The sequence below is a fragment of the Ruegeria sp. AF3 genome, assembly GCF_056536285.1.
This window is the reverse complement of record NZ_JBQFJM010000001.1, coordinates 3,291,242-3,307,908: the sequence shown is the minus strand read 5'-3', so window position 1 is coordinate 3,307,908 and position 16,667 is coordinate 3,291,242. Positions and strand designations below refer to the sequence as shown.

General features: G+C 57.9%; 16 protein-coding genes. 6 read left to right on the top strand and 10 right to left on the bottom strand.

Features of this window, described 5'->3' with window-relative positions; translation table 11 throughout:
* Positions 1-70: 70 nt before the first annotated feature.
* From ACR3FC_RS16550 to ACR3FC_RS16525, 6 genes are all read left to right on the top strand, one after another.
* Entirely contained in the window at positions 71-2,965 is a 2,895-nt protein-coding gene (locus ACR3FC_RS16550; RefSeq protein ID WP_480476670.1) for a formate dehydrogenase subunit alpha, read from the top strand.
* 12 nt (positions 2,966-2,977) lie between these two features.
* Entirely contained in the window at positions 2,978-3,571 is a 594-nt protein-coding gene (fdh3B, locus tag ACR3FC_RS16545) for a formate dehydrogenase FDH3 subunit beta (RefSeq protein ID WP_209504177.1), read from the top strand.
* Between the two features lie 75 nt (positions 3,572-3,646).
* Entirely contained in the window at positions 3,647-4,849 is a 1,203-nt protein-coding gene (locus tag ACR3FC_RS16540) for a formate dehydrogenase subunit gamma (RefSeq protein WP_480476668.1), read from the top strand.
* The gene (locus tag ACR3FC_RS16535) at positions 4,850-6,112 is read left to right on the top strand and encodes a c-type cytochrome (RefSeq protein WP_480476666.1); all 1,263 of its coding nucleotides are present in this window, start codon (positions 4,850-4,852) and stop codon (positions 6,110-6,112) included.
* A gap of 13 nt (positions 6,113-6,125) precedes the next feature.
* Positions 6,126-6,251: a hypothetical protein gene (locus ACR3FC_RS16530; RefSeq protein ID WP_480476664.1), complete on the top strand. Its 126-nt coding sequence runs from the start codon at positions 6,126-6,128 to the stop codon at positions 6,249-6,251.
* Complete coding sequence (locus ACR3FC_RS16525; RefSeq protein WP_480476662.1) at positions 6,252-7,124, top strand: substrate-binding domain-containing protein; 873 nt, start codon at positions 6,252-6,254, stop codon at positions 7,122-7,124.
* Between the two features lie 64 nt (positions 7,125-7,188).
* On the opposite strand, the gene ACR3FC_RS16520 is transcribed toward ACR3FC_RS16525, so the two are convergent.
* The 10 genes from ACR3FC_RS16520 to ACR3FC_RS16475 all read right to left on the bottom strand — a co-directional run bounded on the left by ACR3FC_RS16520 (position 7,189) and on the right by ACR3FC_RS16475 (position 16,513).
* The gene (locus ACR3FC_RS16520; protein ID WP_480476660.1) at positions 7,189-8,004 is read right to left on the bottom strand and encodes an ABC transporter substrate-binding protein; all 816 of its coding nucleotides are present in this window, start codon (positions 8,002-8,004) and stop codon (positions 7,189-7,191) included.
* A gap of 20 nt (positions 8,005-8,024) precedes the next feature.
* Complete coding sequence (locus ACR3FC_RS16515) at positions 8,025-8,759, bottom strand: ATP-binding cassette domain-containing protein (RefSeq protein ID WP_480476658.1); 735 nt, start codon at positions 8,757-8,759, stop codon at positions 8,025-8,027.
* The gene (locus ACR3FC_RS16510; RefSeq protein ID WP_480476656.1) at positions 8,752-9,465 is read right to left on the bottom strand and encodes an ABC transporter permease; all 714 of its coding nucleotides are present in this window, start codon (positions 9,463-9,465) and stop codon (positions 8,752-8,754) included. The genes ACR3FC_RS16515 and ACR3FC_RS16510 overlap by 8 nt, the downstream gene beginning before the upstream one ends.
* Before the next feature lie 159 nt (positions 9,466-9,624).
* A complete protein-coding gene (locus tag ACR3FC_RS16505; RefSeq protein ID WP_480476654.1) occupies positions 9,625-10,614 on the bottom strand; it encodes an ABC transporter substrate-binding protein in 990 nt (329 codons plus the stop codon).
* Between the two features lie 61 nt (positions 10,615-10,675).
* Positions 10,676-11,521 (bottom strand): ABC transporter permease, encoded by an 846-nt coding sequence (locus ACR3FC_RS16500; protein WP_480476652.1) that lies wholly within the window; start codon positions 11,519-11,521, stop codon positions 10,676-10,678.
* Complete coding sequence (locus ACR3FC_RS16495; RefSeq protein ID WP_480476650.1) at positions 11,518-12,435, bottom strand: ABC transporter permease; 918 nt, start codon at positions 12,433-12,435, stop codon at positions 11,518-11,520. Before ACR3FC_RS16495 ends, ACR3FC_RS16500 begins: the two co-directional genes overlap by 4 nt.
* Positions 12,432-12,875 carry an N-acetyltransferase family protein gene (locus ACR3FC_RS16490; protein ID WP_480476648.1) on the bottom strand — a complete coding sequence of 148 codons (444 nt, stop codon included), beginning with the start codon at positions 12,873-12,875 and terminating at the stop codon, positions 12,432-12,434. Before ACR3FC_RS16490 ends, ACR3FC_RS16495 begins: the two co-directional genes overlap by 4 nt.
* Positions 12,865-13,662 carry an ABC transporter ATP-binding protein gene (locus ACR3FC_RS16485; protein ID WP_480476646.1) on the bottom strand — a complete coding sequence of 266 codons (798 nt, stop codon included), beginning with the start codon at positions 13,660-13,662 and terminating at the stop codon, positions 12,865-12,867. Before ACR3FC_RS16485 ends, ACR3FC_RS16490 begins: the two co-directional genes overlap by 11 nt.
* 54 nt (positions 13,663-13,716) lie before the next feature.
* The gene (gene hydA, locus ACR3FC_RS16480) at positions 13,717-15,171 is read right to left on the bottom strand and encodes a dihydropyrimidinase (RefSeq protein ID WP_480476644.1); all 1,455 of its coding nucleotides are present in this window, start codon (positions 15,169-15,171) and stop codon (positions 13,717-13,719) included.
* 91 nt (positions 15,172-15,262) lie between these two features.
* A complete protein-coding gene (locus ACR3FC_RS16475; RefSeq protein WP_480476642.1) occupies positions 15,263-16,513 on the bottom strand; it encodes a Zn-dependent hydrolase in 1,251 nt (416 codons plus the stop codon).
* Positions 16,514-16,667 lie beyond the last annotated feature (154 nt).

The window sequence follows — 16,667 nt, the reverse complement described above, 5'->3', positions numbered from 1 at the left end:
TTGGCCCTGACGTCGGCTTCAGCAGTACCAAGCCAGCCGTGGCTTACACGGCGCGCAAGGGAGGAAAGACATGCTTAGGAAAAAGACCAACGGGGTTGCGAGACGCCCCCAGCGGACAAGTATCCTGTCCCAGGTCGGCGAGAAAACCGTCGATCGCCGCGCATTCCTGCGTGGCTCGGGCCTGACGATCGGCGGCCTTGCCGCGATCAGCGCCACAGGTGGAACCGTGACGCCAGCCAGTGCCCAGACGGCGGCCAAACAGGCCGTTGAAAACATCAAATCCGTATGCACCCACTGTTCGGTCGGCTGTACTGTCGTTGCCGAAGTGCAGAACGGTGTCTGGGTCGGGCAGGAACCCGGCTGGGATAGCCCGTTCAACCTGGGTGCACACTGTGCCAAGGGGGCCTCGGTTCGCGAGCACGCCCATGGTGAGCGTCGCCTGAAATATCCGATGAAAAAGGAAGGCGGCGAGTGGAAGCGCATCAGCTGGGAAGAGGCGATCAACGAGATCGGCGATGGCATGATGTCGATCCGCGAAGAATCCGGGCCCGACAGCGTGTATTGGCTGGGCTCTGCAAAGCACAATAACGAACAGGCCTATCTGTTCCGCAAATTCGCCGCCTACTGGGGCACGAACAACGTGGACCATCAGGCCCGTATCTGCCACTCGACCACGGTTGCGGGTGTTGCGAATACATGGGGCTACGGCGCCATGACCAATTCGTATAACGACATCCACAACTCGCGCGCCATCTTCATCATCGGCGGCAACCCGGCTGAAGCGCACCCTGTCTCTCTGCTGCACGTTCTGCGCGCAAAAGAGCAGAACAACGCACCGCTGATCGTCTGCGACCCGCGATTTACGCGCACCGCGGCCCATGCGGATGAATATGTCCGTTTCCGCCCGGGCACGGACGTTGCGCTGATCTGGGGCATCCTGTGGCACATCTTCGACAACGGTTGGGAGGATAAAGAATTCATCCGCACCCGTGTCTGGGGCATGGACCAGATTCAGGATGAGGTGGCCAAATGGACGCCTGAAGAAACAGAACGCGTCACCGGCGTGCCCGGCTCGCAACTGAAACGTGTTGCCCGAACCATGGCCAACAACCGCCCCGGCACGGTCATCTGGTGCATGGGCGGCACACAGCACACCAACGGCAACAACAACACCCGCGCCTATTGCGTGCTTCAGCTTGCGCTGGGCAATATGGGTACCTCGGGTGGTGGCACCAATATCTTCCGCGGTCATGACAACGTGCAGGGCGCGACAGACCTTGGTGTATTGTCCCATACCCTGCCCGGCTATTACGGCCTGTCCGCGGGCGCATGGGGCCACTGGAGCCGCGTCTGGGGTGAAGACCTGGATTGGCTGAAGGGCCAGTTCGCCACGATCAAGGGCAAAGACGGCAAGGACAAACCGCTGATGAATGAAAGCGGTATCCCGGTATCCCGCTGGATCGACGGTGTTCTGGAAGACCCTGCGAACATGGATCAGGACAACAATGTCCGTGCCATGGTTCTGTGGGGTCACGCGCCGAACTCGCAAACGCGGGGTCCGGAAATGAAAACGGCAATGGAAAAGCTGGACATGCTGGTCGTGGTCGACCCGTATCCCACCGTTTCCGCTGTTCTGCATGACCGCACCGATGGCGTCTACCTTTTGCCCGCCTGTACGCAGTTCGAAACCCGTGGCTCGGTCACCGCGTCAAACCGCTCGTTGCAGTGGCGTGACAAGGTCGTCGAACCGCTGTTCGAAAGCCTGCCGGACGAGGTCATCATGGCCAAGTTCGCCAACAAGTTCGGTTGGGCGGATCGCCTGTTCCGCAATATCGAGATGGAAGACCCCGAGACCCCGAATGTTGAAAGCATCACGCGTGAGTTCAACTCGGGCCTCTGGACCATCGGCTATACCGGGCAGTCACCGGAACGCTTGAAAAGCCACATGGCTAATCAGCACACGTTCGACAGAACCACGCTGCAGGCCATTGGTGGACCAAACGACGGCGAATATTATGGTCTGCCCTGGCCGTGCTGGGGAACCGCTGAGATGGGTCATACGGGGACTCCGAACCTCTATGACATGTCCAAACCGGTGGCCGAAGGCGGCCTGACCTTCCGCGCCAGGTTCGGAGTGGAACGCGATGGCGACAACCTGCTGGCCGAAGGGGTCTATAGCGTTGGATCAGAAATTCAGGACGGATACCCTGAATTCACGATGCAGATGCTGATGGACCTTGGCTGGGACGGCGACCTGACGGCTGAAGAACGCGCTGCAATCGATGCCGTTGCAGGCCCCGAGACCAACTGGAAAACCGACCTTTCGGGCGGTATCCAGCGGGTGGCGATCAAGCATGGCTGTGCGCCCTTCGGGAACGCCAAGGCCCGCGCGGTCGTCTGGACCTTCCCGGATCCGATCCCACTGCATCGCGAGCCGCTTTATACGAACCGGCGTGATCTGGTGGTGGACTATCCAACCTACGAGGACCGGCACGCATATCGCCTGCCCACCCTTTATGCTTCGATCCAAAAGAACGACTTTTCAAAGGATTACCCGATAATCCTGACGTCAGGTCGTCTGGTCGAATATGAAGGCGGCGGCGAGGAAAGCCGGTCTAATCCATGGCTTGCTGAACTTCAGCAGGATATGTTCGTCGAGATCAACCCGCGCGATGCCAACAACCTTGGCATTCGGGACGGGCAACAGGTCTGGGTCGAAGGTCCGGAAGGCGGTAAGGTCAAGGTGATGGCAATGCTGACCAATCGGGTTGGTGCCGGTGTCGCCTTCATGCCTTTCCACTTTGGCGGCCATTTCCAGGGCGAGGACTTGCGGCACAAATACCCCGCCGGTGCTGACCCCTATGTTCTGGGCGAAAGTTCCAACACCGCCCAGACCTATGGCTATGATTCAGTGACCCAGATGCAGGAGACCAAGTGTACTCTCTGCAAGATCTCGGCAGCGTAAGGAGGACGATTAATGGCTAGAGCAAAGTTTCTCTGCGACGCTGAACGCTGCATCGAATGCAACGCCTGCGTAACCGCGTGCAAGAACGAGCATGAGGTACCCTGGGGTATCAACCGCCGCAGGGTGGTGACGATCAATGACGGCAACCCGGGCGAACGCTCGATCTCGGTGGCCTGTATGCATTGTTCGGACGCACCCTGCATGGCGGTGTGCCCGGTCGACTGCTTCTATCAGAACGAAGAAGGTGTTGTCCTGCACTCCAAGGACCTGTGCATCGGTTGCGGTTATTGCTTTTACGCTTGCCCGTTTGGCGCGCCGCAATACCCGCAGGCGGGCAATTTCGGTTCACGTGGCAAGATGGACAAATGCACGTTCTGTGCCGGTGGTCCCGAAGAAAACCACTCGACCGCAGAGTTCGCCAAATATGGTCGCAACCGGATCGCCGAGGGCAAACTGCCCATCTGCGCCGAAATGTGCTCCACCAAGGCCCTGCTTGCCGGTGACGGTGACGTGGTGTCGGCTGTTTACCGTGAACGCGTCGTGGCGCGCGGTTTCGGCTCGGGCGCCTGGGGCTGGGGTACTGCCTACGACCAGAAAGACGGCTAAGCCGCTGTCTGCACAAAGCAATGGACAACCCGCTCAGCGCGGGTTGTCCGATCTTGGAATTTGACCGAGGTTCAGATGCTCCGCTTTCTCATCGCTTTTCTGTTCACCCTTGGGCTTACCTTTTCGGGTGCCGCCCAAACGACCGATGACAGCACCGCCATACCTGAAAGGGCGGGAACCGGCGGAGCGACGACCCTCGAAGACATCCTCGCCCGGCAACGTGGTGAGAAGGTGGATAACGCTTATCGCTCCGACAATACCGGCCAGAGCAATGTCGAGGGTCTGATGGGGCAGCTTGGCACCCGTGGTGTTGCATCGAACAGCGATGTGTACCGTGCGTTGCGCTATGGTTCGGCCGATGTGACCGTGTCGTCAAACGGCCCCGCTGCTAGCGTGTTGATACAGGATGGTGGCATGTGGTGGCTGAATTTCCGCACCGGGCCGCTGCGCGAATATGGCACTTACATCATCGCCGGGATGTTGGGCATCATTTTGCTGTTCTTCCTGATCCGTGGGAAAATCCGCATCGATGGAGAGAAAACGGGCCGCACAGTCACCCGTTTCAACGGGATTGAACGTTTTGGCCATTGGCTGTTTGCTGGATCGTTCCTGATCCTCGGCATTACTGGTTTGCTCACGCTCTATGGCCGCGACTTCCTGATCCCGGTCTTCGGCAAGGAAGGTTTCGCCACCATCGCACAAGGCTGCAAGTGGCTGCATAACAATCTGGCCTGGGCCTTTATGCTGGGTCTGATCATCGTCACGGTGAACTGGATTGCTCATAACATCCCCAACCGCACTGACCTGAAATGGCTGGCCGCTGGCGGGGGCCTGTTCACCAAGGGCAACCACCCGCCCGCCCGGAAATTCAATGCGGGGCAGAAGATCATCTTCTGGGCCTGCATCCTGCTGGGCGTGTCAATCAGTCTGTCCGGCTTATCACTGCTGTTTCCGTTCGAGTTGCCCCTGTTCGCCAAGACCTTCTCGGTCGCAAACGCCACGGGCGTTCCTCAGGCGCTGGGTCTGACCTTGCCGGTGCAGATGTCACCGCAGGAAGAGATGCAATTCGCTCAAGTCTGGCATGTCATGATTGCCTATGTGTTCATCGCGATCATCGTTGCGCATATCTATCTCGGCTCGGTCGGTATGGAGGGCGCATTTGACGCCATGGGAACCGGAGAGGTCGAGGAACAATGGGCGCGCGAGCATCACTCGCTCTGGCTGGAAGAGGTGCAGGAAAAAGAGGCTGGCAAAGCAGCCGCCTCACCCGCTGAATAGATGCGTGGGCTGGTTCTGGCGCTGGCGCTGGTGCCCCTGCCTGCCGTGGCAGAGTTCTTTACACTGAAAGGGCATGGCGGCCCCATTATGGGCATTGCCACCGCGCCAGACGGTCGCATCGCAACAGCCAGTTTCGACAACTCTGTGGGTCTTTGGACCGGGCAAAAGCCAGATTGGTTCGAAGGGCACGAAGCGGCGGTGAACGCAGTCGCGTTCAACGGCTCCGCTTTCTATTCTGCCGGGGACGATTTCACCCTGCGCAAATGGCCAAGCGGTGAAATCATTGGCCGACACAAGGGCAAGATTGTTGGCCTTGCCGCGTCAGAAACCCTTATTGCCACGGCCAGCTGGGATGGAACAATCGGCCTGTGGCCTGTCGATGGCACTGAACCCACGCGGCTTGAACCGACCGGCAGTGGCGTGAATGCGGTCGCATTTTCACCTGACGGCACGCAACTTTATTCGGCGGGAGTCGACGGCGCTTTGCGGCTATGGGATGTATCCAGCGGGCAGGAAACAAGACGTCTGGTCGAGCACGGGTTCGGCATCAATGAACTGGCCCTGAATGCACAGGATAACTGGATCGCCTATGGTGCGGTTGACGGTGTTACGCGTATCCTTGACCTTGCCACCGGGGGAGAGCGCGACTTCACACTGGACCGCCGCCCGATCCTTGCCCTTGCACTCAGCCCGGATCGGAGACTCTTGGCCGTAGGCGATGGCGAAGGGTATATTATGGTCATCGACACCGTCGATTGGCGCATTGCACAGGATTTTCGCGCCACGTTGCGCGGTCCGGTCTGGGCTTTGGCATTTTCCGCAGACGGTAAAAGCATCCATGCGGGCGGACTTGACGAGGCGATGTACAGCTGGCCTGTGGACGCGTTGTCCGGCCAACACCAGATGGCCTCGGCAGAACCGAGTTTCCTGAAAAATCCTGATGAGATGGACAACGGAGAACGCCAGTTTGCGCGCAAATGTTCGATCTGTCACAGCCTGTCCTCCGATAATGCACGACGTGCAGGCCCCACCCTGCACGGTGTATTTGGACGTCCGGCCGGCACAGTTCGCGGATATTTGTACTCGGATACATTGCAAGGCTCTGATATCATTTGGAATGACGAAACGATAAATGCCCTTTTCGACGAAGGGCCAGACCACTACATTCCGGGGTCGAAAATGCCGATGCAGCGGATTGCCAAAGCACAGGATCGCCAGGATCTTATCGCTTTTCTGCGTCGCGCAACAACTGACCGGAACTGAACCGGAGGAGCCCATGAAAGCCTTTCTCGCCGCCGTCGCCGCGATGGTCGTTATTGCAGGCGCAGCCCCGTTTGTGCTGGAACAAATCGGATTCAGTACCGCTGACACAACATCCGGCACCGCCGTGCGCCTCGACTGAATGCCGCAATATCTGACCACCCGTGAACTGGCCGATCTGCTGCGCATTGGCGAGCGGAAGGCCTATGACCTTGCCTCGTCAGGCGAAATACCGTGCGTGCGCGCCATGGGTAAGCTGTTGTTTCCGCGGGCCGAGATCATTGCCTGGCTCAACGCGTCGCGATCCGGTCCTCAGGTCGCCGAACCGCCCCTGCCCCCGATCATAGCGGGCAGCCACGATCCCTTGCTGGACTGGGCGTTACGTGAAAGTGGATCGGGGCTGGCCACCTATTACGACGGTTCTTTTGACGGGCTGATCAGGCTCAGCAAACGCAGCGCGCAGGCCGCTGTGCTGCACATCCACGAAAATGGCGGATTCAACAAAGAATCCCTGCTTAACACTTTGGGCGAAGCCCCGGTGATCCTGTTTGAAATCGCCCGACGTGAGCGTGGATTGCTTCTTGCCCCGGGCATATCCGACATCAATTCTTTTGACGACCTCAAGTCTCGCACCGTCATGCTACGTCAGGACAGTGCGGCAAGCCAGCGCCTGTTTGACTCCCAACTTGATGCCCACGGTCTGAGCCGGGATGATCTGGACATTCGACCAGGCTGCGCACGCACAGAAGAAGAGCTGGCCATCGCCCTGCATGACCGGAAGGCCGAGGCCGGTTTTGGGCTTGGCGCCCTAGCCGGGCTCTACAACTTGGGTTTTGTCCCCACTCATTCCGAGCGGCTGGACCTCGCGATCTGGCGCCGGGCCTTCTTCGATCCGCCAATACGGAAACTGCTGACCCTGTTGCGCTCGGGTCAATTCGCCCAGCGGGCAAGCGAATTCGGCGGCTATGACCTGTCTGGTCTTGGCACGATCCACCACAATGGGGCCAGCGGGTGAGCTTCCACCCGCGCCTTCATCTTTTCAAAAATACTCGCCCCGCAGGGGCTGGCCGCAGGCCAGCTTATTGCGCATTGGGGAAAAACACCTGCTGACCGTCCAGTCGGAAAGAGGCGATCGCCTCCTGCCCGTCCGGCCCGGTCAACCAATCGATGAACCGCTGTCCAGAGGCAGCGCGCACATGGGGATGCTTTTCGGGATTTACGAGGATCACACCATATTGGTTGAACAGACGCGGATCACCTTCGACCAGGATCTCAAGATTGCCTCTGTTACCAAAGGATAGCCACGTCGCCCGATCTGTCAGAGTATACGCGTTCATGCCGCTGGCCACATTCAGCGTTGCCCCCATACCCGACCCGGTTTCCCGATACCAACTGCCGGATGCGCCGGTTGGATCCAGCCCCGCGGCAGACCAATGCCGCAGCTCGGCCTTATGCGTTCCACTGTCATCTCCGCGCGATGCAAACGGGGCTTCAGCGCTTGCGATCGCAGCAAGAGCGTTCAAAATTTCGGCACCACCGCGAATTCCGGCAGGATCTGCCTTGGGGCCCACCAATACAAAATCGTTATACATCAGGTCCCTCCGCTCCACGCCATATCCATCAGCGACGAATTTCTCTTCGGCGGATTTGGCGTGAACCAGCAGGACGTCACCGTCACCGTTCACTGCGTTGCGAATTGCCTGACCTGTTCCTACGGCCACGACGCGCACGTCAATGCCCGAATCGGCCTCGAACCACGGCAGAATATAGTCCAACAGCCCCGAGTTCTGGGTGGATGTCGTAGATTGAACGACAATGAACGGAGTCTCTGCCCTGGCCGCACTTGCCGACAGACCAAGGGCTATCACTGCTGCCCGAAATATTGCGCGGAACATCATACTCTCCGTTTTATCTTTTAAGTAACCAATCCACCCGCGAGGTAGCGGCGCGATGCTTCGCTTACCGGGGTATCCAAAACCTGTTTTGCGGGACCGTGTTCAACCACAAGACCGCCCTGCATCATGACCACATCCGAGGCCAAACGACGGGCCTGACCAATATCATGTGTCACCATCACGATCCGTACACCCCGCGCAGAGGCGCGCAGAACCATACGTTCGATCATCTGTGTCGCGCCGGGATCAAGGGCGCTGGTCGGTTCGTCCAGAAACAGTGTTTCGGGCTCCAGCGCCAAGGCACGCAATATGGCCAGCCTCTGGGCCTCGCCGCCCGACAGTGATCGGGCGGATTGCCGGGCCTTACCATCCAGCCCGCCTTCGGCCAGCAACTCGGTGATACGTGCCTTTCTTGCTGTTCGCCCAATGCCCTGTCGCTTAAGGACAAAGCCCAGGTTTGCAGCAACAGACCGTCGCAACAGAACCGGTCTCTGAAACACCATGGCTTGGCGCGCTTTCTGCGCGGCGCCCAGAGGGTTTCCATCCTGCACCACCCGCCCGCGATCCGGCGAGATCAGGCCATGCAAGCACCGCAGCAACAGGCTTTTGCCCGCACCGTTGGGGCCAAGAAGCAACGTCGGCCCCAGACCATCCAGAACCAATGAAGGAACATCCAGCAAAACCTTGCCGTTGCTGCGAATTTGCAAGTTTTCAACTGTCAGACAGTTCGACATGTCACAGGTCACGTCACGCATGGCGCAACCCCTCCTGTTCGGCCCGCAAACTGACCGCGCTGACCATCGCGTTTACGGCAATTGCAATTCCGATCAGGATCGCCCCCAGCGCCAATGCCAGAGACAGATTTCCCTTCGACGTTTCAAGCGCAATGGTCGTCGTCATCACGCGGGTCACATGATTGATGTTTCCGCCAACGATGATAACCGCGCCCACCTCGGCGATGGCGCGTCCGAAACCTGCAAGCAAAGCCGTGACAAGTGCCAGTCGCGCATCCCACAACAAAACCGGCACCGAGGCCAGCCGTGACACACCCAAGGAGCGCAGTTGTTCGGAATATTCCTCAGCCAGCATCTCAACAACCTGTCGCGTCAAAGCCGCGACAATGGGGGTGACCAAAACGACCTGCGCAATGATCATGGCAGTCGGAGTGTACAAAAGCTCAAGCACCCCAAGGGGACCGGAACGGGACAGGGTCAGATAGACCAGCAGGCCCACGACAACCGGTGGAAACCCCATCAGTGCATTCATCAGGACGATCAGCATCCTGCGGCCGGGGAACCGGGCGACGGCCAACGCAGCCCCCACGGGCATTCCGATCAGAGCAGAAACCAGCACTGCAAACACGGACACTTTCAGAGACAACAACACAATTGCCCACAGCTCAGAATCTCCCCCGAGGATCAAGGCGATCGCAGCGCTGAATTCTGATGAAAATTCCTGCATTTTCTTCCTAGTTATCTACGCTTCGTACAGAACGCGCTAGATTACAGGGAAATACTACTTCTTTTCGGTGCCAAGTACAGACACAATTCCGACATCCCGAATACGAAACGCGGCCCCGATTGGGACCGCGTTTTTTTTCACTCAGATGAACCGTTGGCGTCAGTTCAGAGCAGCGTCCGTGATCTGATGCGTCCAGGCCCCTTCGGGTGTTTTGGTGATTACCGGATCAGAACCTCCGGCCAGCAGAGTACCAACGGTGCGATCAAAATCCGCCGGGTCCAGCGCGCCGTTCGAACCTGCGGTCAACTTGGCGATCTCACCCATCATGCGTTTCTGATGCTCTTCTGTCTGCGCACCCGTTGCATCGTTCTCCAGCACGATATCTGCCGCTTCATCGGGGTTCTCCTCGGCGTATTTCCAACCTTTCATCGAGGCGCGCACAAACCGCTGCATCTTGTCGGTGAACGCCGCATCGCTGAGATTTTCTTCCAGAACGTAAAGACCGTCTTCCAGCGTCGCGACACCCTGGTCTTCGTATTTGAAGGTTACCAGTTCATCCGGGCTGACACCGGCATCGATGACCTGCCAGTATTCATTGTAGGTCATGGTGCTGATGCAATCCGCCTGACGTTGCAGCAGCGGGTCGACGTTGAAGCCCTGTTTCAGAACTTCCACACCGTTGTCGCCTTTCCCATCAGTGCTGATGCCCAACTGGCTCATCCAGCTCATGAACGGGAATTCATTGCCAAAGAACCAGACGCCCAGCGTGCGGTTCTTCAGGTCCTCGGGCGACGAAATACCGGCATCTTTCCAGCAGGTCAGCATCATGCCCGAGCTTTTGAACGGCTGGGCGATGTTCACCAACGGCAACCCTTTTTCACGTGCGGCCAGAGCGGCAGGCATCCATTCAACGGTCACATCAGCACCGCCGCCCGCAATCACCTGTGTCGGAGCAATGTCAGGCCCGCCGGGCAGAATGGTAACGTCCAGCCCTTCTTCCTCGTAAAAGCCCTTGTCCTTGGCAACGTAGTAGCCCGCGAATTGTGCTTGCGTGACCCATTTCAGTTGCAGTGTCACTTCATCCGCCGCCAGCGCCGTACTGGCTGCCAGACCAAAGGCGGCAACCGCCCCGCTGAATAGCTTGTTCATCTTCATTTCTCCTAGTTGCTTGTTGCGCCCCGATTTTCAGGGTCTGTTGATTTTCTTCGTCTTATCCGCGTTGTGAGGGGTGCCAGAACGTCACCACTTTTTCGATTCCCGCCACCAGGCCATAAAAGGCCGTACCTGCGATAGCGGCAACAACGATTTCGGCCCAGACCATGTCCAACGACAATTGACCGACGCTGGTGGATATCCGAAATCCCATACCGAGTGTTGGCGATCCGAAGAATTCAGCCACGATGGCGCCAATCAAAGCCAAAGTTGTCGAAATCTTCAACCCGTTGAAAATGAAAGGCATCGCCGCAGGCAGCCGCAACTTCAGAAAGCTGTGCCAATAACTTGCAGCATAGGTTTCCATCAAGTCACGCTGCATCGCTGTGGCCTCGCGCAGACCGGCCACGGTGTTGACCAGCATCGGAAAGAACACCATCACAACGACCACCGCCGCTTTGGAATGCCAATCAAACCCGAACCACATGACCAGAATGGGTGCCGTCCCCACAATAGGCAAAGCCGCGACGAAATTCCCGACTGGCAATAGCCCCAAACGCAGGAAATCCCACCGATCAACAGCAATCGCTATAAGGAAGGCCGATCCACAGCCGATGACATATCCGCTGAGCGCGCCTTTCAGGATAGTCTGAACAAAGTCGGCCCAAAGAATGTCAATGCTACCTGCAAATCGCACCGCTATGGCGGAGGGTGCAGGCAGAATGACCAGCGGCACTTCAAGCCCGCGGACCACCAGCTCCCAGGCTCCGACGATGGTCAGACCAAAAATCACCGGTGCCAGGAAGCGTACCATCTGGCTGTCGGCTTGCGGGCCACTGGCCAATCGGCTGTTCAACCACCAGCCGAAGGCCCACAGCAGCAAAGCAAAGACAACCAACATCATTGCGCCATCCCCATTCGCCTCAGAACCGACCGTTCAATCAATCCCAGCAAACCGACCAGGCACGCGGCCAGAATGGCTGCTGCAAACAGCGCTGACCATATCTGCACGGTTTGACCATAGTAACTGCCTGCCAGCAACCGAGCGCCCAATCCTGCGACAGCGCCTGTCGGCAGCTCGCCCACGATTGCGCCGACCAGCGATGCCGCAATACCGATTTTCAACGAGGTGAACAGGTATGGCATCGACGCAGGCAAGCGCAGTTTCCAAAACCCTTGGGATTGGCTGGCATTATAGGTCCGCAACAGGTCAAGTTGCATCGCGTCAGGGCTGCGCAACCCTTTGACCATGCCTACAACAACCGGAAAAAAGCTCAGATAAGCTGAGATGATCGCTTTGGGAATGATCCCCTGAACCCCAACCGAGTACAGGACCACGATAATCATCGGTGCCAGAGCGATAATCGGGATCGTCTGGCTCACGATAGCCCATGGCATGACCGACAAATCCATCACGCGGCTATGCACGATCCCAACGGCCAACAAGACTCCCAGCCCGGTCCCGATGACAAAGCCCAGCATCGTAGCGCTGAGTGTCACCCACCCATGAAAGATCAGCGATCTTTTCGAGTTGATTTTCTTCAGGACAGTTGTATCCCACAGTTCAGTCGCCACCTGATGAGGTGATGGCAAACGGGGCTTACCCTGCTCCCAAGTTGCTGGAATCGCGAACGAGTTATCCTGAACCAGACCGAACTCTCCCAGATCCCGACGCGCGCTTGCGGTGGGCGGCTGAACCTCGGCTCCACCACGTTCAAGTTCGGTCAAAACCCCTTTGATGTTCATTGGAACGCAAGCGGTATACCAGAACAGAACGATCACGGCGACGACGGTGAAAACGGCGATGATCTGCTTCATGCGTGCCACTCCATACGATAGACGGGCACTGTATCCGGCGGTGCAGGCAGTTCTTCGGCGGTTACCTCGAACCCTTCACGGCGGTAAAACCTCTGCGCCGCCTGATTGGGTTTGTGTGTTGTCAGCCAAAGGTGGGTCCGACCCTCCTTCGCCTTGTCAACGAAACGCTTGCCAATTCCCTGCCCCGTCCGGCTGCAATACAACGCACCGATTTTACTCTGCGCCGGATCAACGGACATGTAGCAATCAACCGGATCACCCGCGACCCAGATCTCACGGCTGTCGAACGCATCGCGGATCAAGGCCGCCAATTCCTCCACCGGCATTTCATCAGGCATCCAGTCCGCCTGCGAGGCCCAATTGTAAATCACGCGGGCACAAGCCGGCACGTCACCTACCACGGCCTGTCTGATGGTTTCTGCCCCCGGATCAGTCGTCATAAGAATGCCCCGCCCGCAACCCGTCGCGAACACGATGGGCCACTTCGATGAATTCTGGGGTGTCACGAATGTCCAACGGTCGTTCCTTTGGCAGCGGGCTGTCGATCACATCCGTAATCCGCCCCGGCCGCGGGCTCATCACGACAATCTTGGTGCTCAGATATACGGCTTCGGGAATCGAATGCGTCACGAATCCGATGGTCTTTTCGGTTCTTGCCCAAAGCGCCAGAAGCTGCTCGTTCAAGTGGTCGCGCACAATCTCATCCAAAGCGCCGAACGGCTCATCCATCAACAAGATATCGGCATCAAAGGCCAAGGCCCGCGCGATGCTGGCGCGCTGCTGCATCCCGCCGGATAACTGCCATGGGAATTTCCCACCGAACCCTTCAAGATCAACCAGTTCCAGGACTTTTCTCACCCTTTCTTCCTGCTCGGACGCGGAATAGCCCATGATCTCAAGCGGCAACTTGACGTTCTTTGCTATGGTGCGCCAGGGATAAAGGCCCGCTGCCTGAAAGACATACCCATAGGCCCTGTTCCGCCGCGCTTCGTCCGCTGTCATTCCGTTGACAGTCAGCGACCCGCCGGTCGGTGACTCCAAGGCCGCGATACAGCGCAGGAAAGTGGTTTTCCCACAGCCCGAGGGGCCAATGAAACTAACAAATTCACCCTTGTCGATCGTCAGGTTCACGTCTTTCAACGCGTGAACAGGCCCGTCATTGGTTTGAAAGGTGAGGTCAAGCTGCCTTGCTTCGATGACGTGCTGGGTCGTGCTTTCAGTGGTCATTCTACTGCCTTGAAAAGAGTGGTACCGGGGCCGCCCAAATAGCGGCCCAACGGATCAAACCCCCGTCGCCGGGATACCTGTCCGCTCAACTGGCCGAGGGGCGGTTAGTTCTTTCCACGCGCTCAAAGCCTTGTTGACGGTCGTATTTGCCTCGCGCGCTACGAACTCGCCATGGCCTTCCTGCGTGCGGATTTCACCATCATGTACCGCAACCTGTCCACGGGTCAGCGTAAAGCGCGGCAAGCCTTTGACCTCTTTGCCCTCAAACACGTTGTAGTCGATCGAAGATTGCTGCGTACTGGCCCTGATCGTTTTCGTTTTCTCAGGATCCCATACGACGATATCTGCATCCGCTCCAACAAGGATCGCGCCCTTTTTCGGATAGCAATTCAGTATCTTGGCGATGTTTGTAGAAGTCACCGCTACAAATTCGTTGTGCGTCAGGCGCCCGGTATTCACACCGTGCGTCCACAGCATCGGCATCCGATCCTCCAGACCGCCGGTCCCGTTAGGGATCTTGGTGAAATCCCCAACTCCAAAACGTTTCTGTTCGGTCGTAAAGGCGCAATGGTCGGTTGCCACAACACTCAGCGACCCTGATTGCAGGCCATTCCACAGGCTGTCCTGGTGCTGCTTATTGCGGAACGGGGGGCTCATGACCCGCCGCGCGGCGTGGTCCCAATCCTGATTGAAATATTCACTTTCATCCAGGGTCAGATGCTGAATCAGCGGTTCACCCCACACCCTCTTGCCCTGCATTCGGGCCCGGCGAATGGCCTCATGAGACTCTTCGCAGGATGTATGAACAACATAAAGCGGCACGCCCGCCATATCAGCGATCATGATGGCCCGGTTGGTGGCCTCACCTTCCACCTGCGGTGGTCTGGAATAGGCATGCGCTTCGGGGCCAGAGTTCCCCTCAGCCAGCAGCTTGGCGCTCAGCTCGGCAACGACGTCACCATTCTCGGCATGCACCATTGCGATGCCGCCCAGTTCGGCCAAACGCCTGAACGAGGCATAAAGCTCATCGTCATTCACCATCAATGCGCCTTTATAGGCCATGAAATGCTTGAACGTGTTGATGCCGCGCGTCTCGATCACGGTCTTGAGGTCGTCAAATACCTGTTCACCCCACCATGTCACTGCCATGTGGAACGAGTAGTCGCAATTCGCCCGAGTTGATTTGTTGTCCCAGCGCTTCAGGGCATCCAGCAGGCTTTCGCCCGGATTGGGCAGCGCGAAATCAACAACCATCGTCGTGCCCCCCGCCAGGGCCGCCCGCGTACCGCTTTCGAAATCGTCGCTGGAATAGGTGCCCATGAACGGCATTTCCAGATGGGTATGCGGATCAATCCCGCCGGGCATCACATAACAGCCGGTCGCGTCCAGCTCGCTATCCCCTTTCAGACCCATCCCGATCCCGGTGATGACGCCGCCTTCGACCAATACATCCGCCTTGTAAGACAAATCCGCGGTGACAACGGTTCCGTTTTTGATAACAGTACTCATTTTGAACTCCCTGATGCGGTCTGCGCCGCTTGCTTCATCTGGCCAAAAATATCCCGGGGGAGTCGCCCAATGGGCGACGGGGGCAGCGCCCCTATTCCACGATTTCGGCAGTCTCGACCACGGCATGCAGCAGGACATCTGCCCCGGCTGCTGCCCAATCCTTGCTGATCTCTTCAGCCTCATTATGGCTCAACCCATCAACACAGGGGCACATGACCATGGCGGTCGGGGCCACACGGTTGATCCAGCAGGCATCATGCCCCGCGCCCGAGATGATGTTGGTATGCGAATAGCCCAACCTTTCAGCCGCATCGCGCACGGCGGACACGCAATCGTCGTCGAATTTAACCGGATCAAAACCGCCGACTTTCTCGAATTCGATCTGCAGGCCCATTTCTTCGACAATATCTTCCGCCGCCACCCGCAGGCGGTTTTCCATGTCGGTGATCACCTCCAGCTCGGGCGAGCGGAAATCGACCGTAAAAACGACTTTTCCGGGGATTACATTTCGCGAGTTCGGGAAAACGTCAATATGACCCGCAGCACCAACCGCATGCGGCGCATGAGACCAGGCGATTTCGTCCACTTTCTCAAGAATGCGCGCCATCGCCAGCCCGGCATTCTTGCGCATCGGCATCGGGGTCGAACCGGTATGGGCATCCTTTCCGGTCAGCGTGATCTGTGTCCAGCTCAGACCCTGACCGTGGGTAACGACGCCGATATCCTTGCCTTCAGCTTCAAGGATCGGGCCCTGTTCGATATGCAACTCAAAGAAAGCGCGCATCTTGCGCGCGCCGACTTCTTCTTCGCCGCGCCAACCGATCCGGTTCAGTTCATCCCCGAATTTCTTACCCTCGGCATCTTCACGGTCATACGCCCAGTCCTGCGTGTGCATTCCTGCAAAGACACCGGACGACAGCATGGCAGGCGCATATCGCGTCCCTTCCTCGTTGGTCCAGTTGGTCGCCACGATGGGATGTCTTGTCTTGATCCCGAGATCGTTGAGCGTTCGGATAATTTCCAACCCGCCCAGAACGCCCAGCACACCGTCATATTTTCCACCGGTCGGCTGCGTATCCAGATGCGATCCCACATAGACCGGCAAAGCGTCCGGATCGGTGCCCTCACGATGCGCAAACATGTTGCCCATCTGGTCCAGACCCATGGTGCATCCAGCCTCTTCACACCACTTCTGGAACAAGGCGCGGCCTTCGGCATCTTCGTCAGTCAGAGTTTGCCGGTTATTCCCCCCCGCAACACCGGGACCGATCTTAGCCATCTCCATCAGGCTGTCCCACAACCTGTCGCCATTGATCCTGAGATTCTGCGCCGGAGCTGCCATTGTCTTATTCCCTGTTTGCTTGCGATTTTGCTCGCTATTGGTGTCTTGATTTGACCAACTGGTCAAACTCACGCTATCACGGGTTCGGTATCAGTCAAGAAATTGCGCGGCAAAGCCTGAAATTTCAGTGTAATCCGTGCCTATCCGACGAAAA

Excerpts from the sequence above, each read along its gene's own strand:
- ACR3FC_RS16510 (WP_480476656.1), bottom strand. The coding sequence starts at position 9,465 with ATGCAGGAATTTTCATCAGAATTCAGCGCTGCGATCGCCTTGATCCTC.
- ACR3FC_RS16550 (WP_480476670.1), top strand. The coding sequence starts at position 71 with ATGCTTAGGAAAAAGACCAACGGGGTTGCGAGACGCCCCCAGCGGACA.
- ACR3FC_RS16500 (WP_480476652.1), bottom strand. The coding sequence starts at position 11,521 with ATGATGTTGGTTGTCTTTGCTTTGCTGCTGTGGGCCTTCGGCTGGTGG.
- ACR3FC_RS16495 (WP_480476650.1), bottom strand. The coding sequence starts at position 12,435 with ATGAAGCAGATCATCGCCGTTTTCACCGTCGTCGCCGTGATCGTTCTG.
- ACR3FC_RS16505 (WP_480476654.1), bottom strand. The coding sequence starts at position 10,614 with ATGAACAAGCTATTCAGCGGGGCGGTTGCCGCCTTTGGTCTGGCAGCC.
- ACR3FC_RS16525 (WP_480476662.1), top strand. The coding sequence starts at position 6,252 with ATGCCGCAATATCTGACCACCCGTGAACTGGCCGATCTGCTGCGCATT.
- ACR3FC_RS16535 (WP_480476666.1), top strand. The coding sequence starts at position 4,850 with ATGCGTGGGCTGGTTCTGGCGCTGGCGCTGGTGCCCCTGCCTGCCGTG.
- ACR3FC_RS16475 (WP_480476642.1), bottom strand. The coding sequence starts at position 16,513 with ATGGCAGCTCCGGCGCAGAATCTCAGGATCAATGGCGACAGGTTGTGG.
- ACR3FC_RS16515 (WP_480476658.1), bottom strand. The coding sequence starts at position 8,759 with ATGCGTGACGTGACCTGTGACATGTCGAACTGTCTGACAGTTGAAAAC.
- fdh3B (WP_209504177.1), top strand. The coding sequence starts at position 2,978 with ATGGCTAGAGCAAAGTTTCTCTGCGACGCTGAACGCTGCATCGAATGC.
- ACR3FC_RS16520 (WP_480476660.1), bottom strand. The coding sequence starts at position 8,004 with ATGTTCCGCGCAATATTTCGGGCAGCAGTGATAGCCCTTGGTCTGTCG.
- ACR3FC_RS16530 (WP_480476664.1), top strand. The coding sequence starts at position 6,126 with ATGAAAGCCTTTCTCGCCGCCGTCGCCGCGATGGTCGTTATTGCAGGC.
- ACR3FC_RS16485 (WP_480476646.1), bottom strand. The coding sequence starts at position 13,662 with ATGACCACTGAAAGCACGACCCAGCACGTCATCGAAGCAAGGCAGCTT.
- hydA (WP_480476644.1), bottom strand. The coding sequence starts at position 15,171 with ATGAGTACTGTTATCAAAAACGGAACCGTTGTCACCGCGGATTTGTCT.
- ACR3FC_RS16540 (WP_480476668.1), top strand. The coding sequence starts at position 3,647 with ATGCTCCGCTTTCTCATCGCTTTTCTGTTCACCCTTGGGCTTACCTTT.
- ACR3FC_RS16490 (WP_480476648.1), bottom strand. The coding sequence starts at position 12,875 with ATGACGACTGATCCGGGGGCAGAAACCATCAGACAGGCCGTGGTAGGT.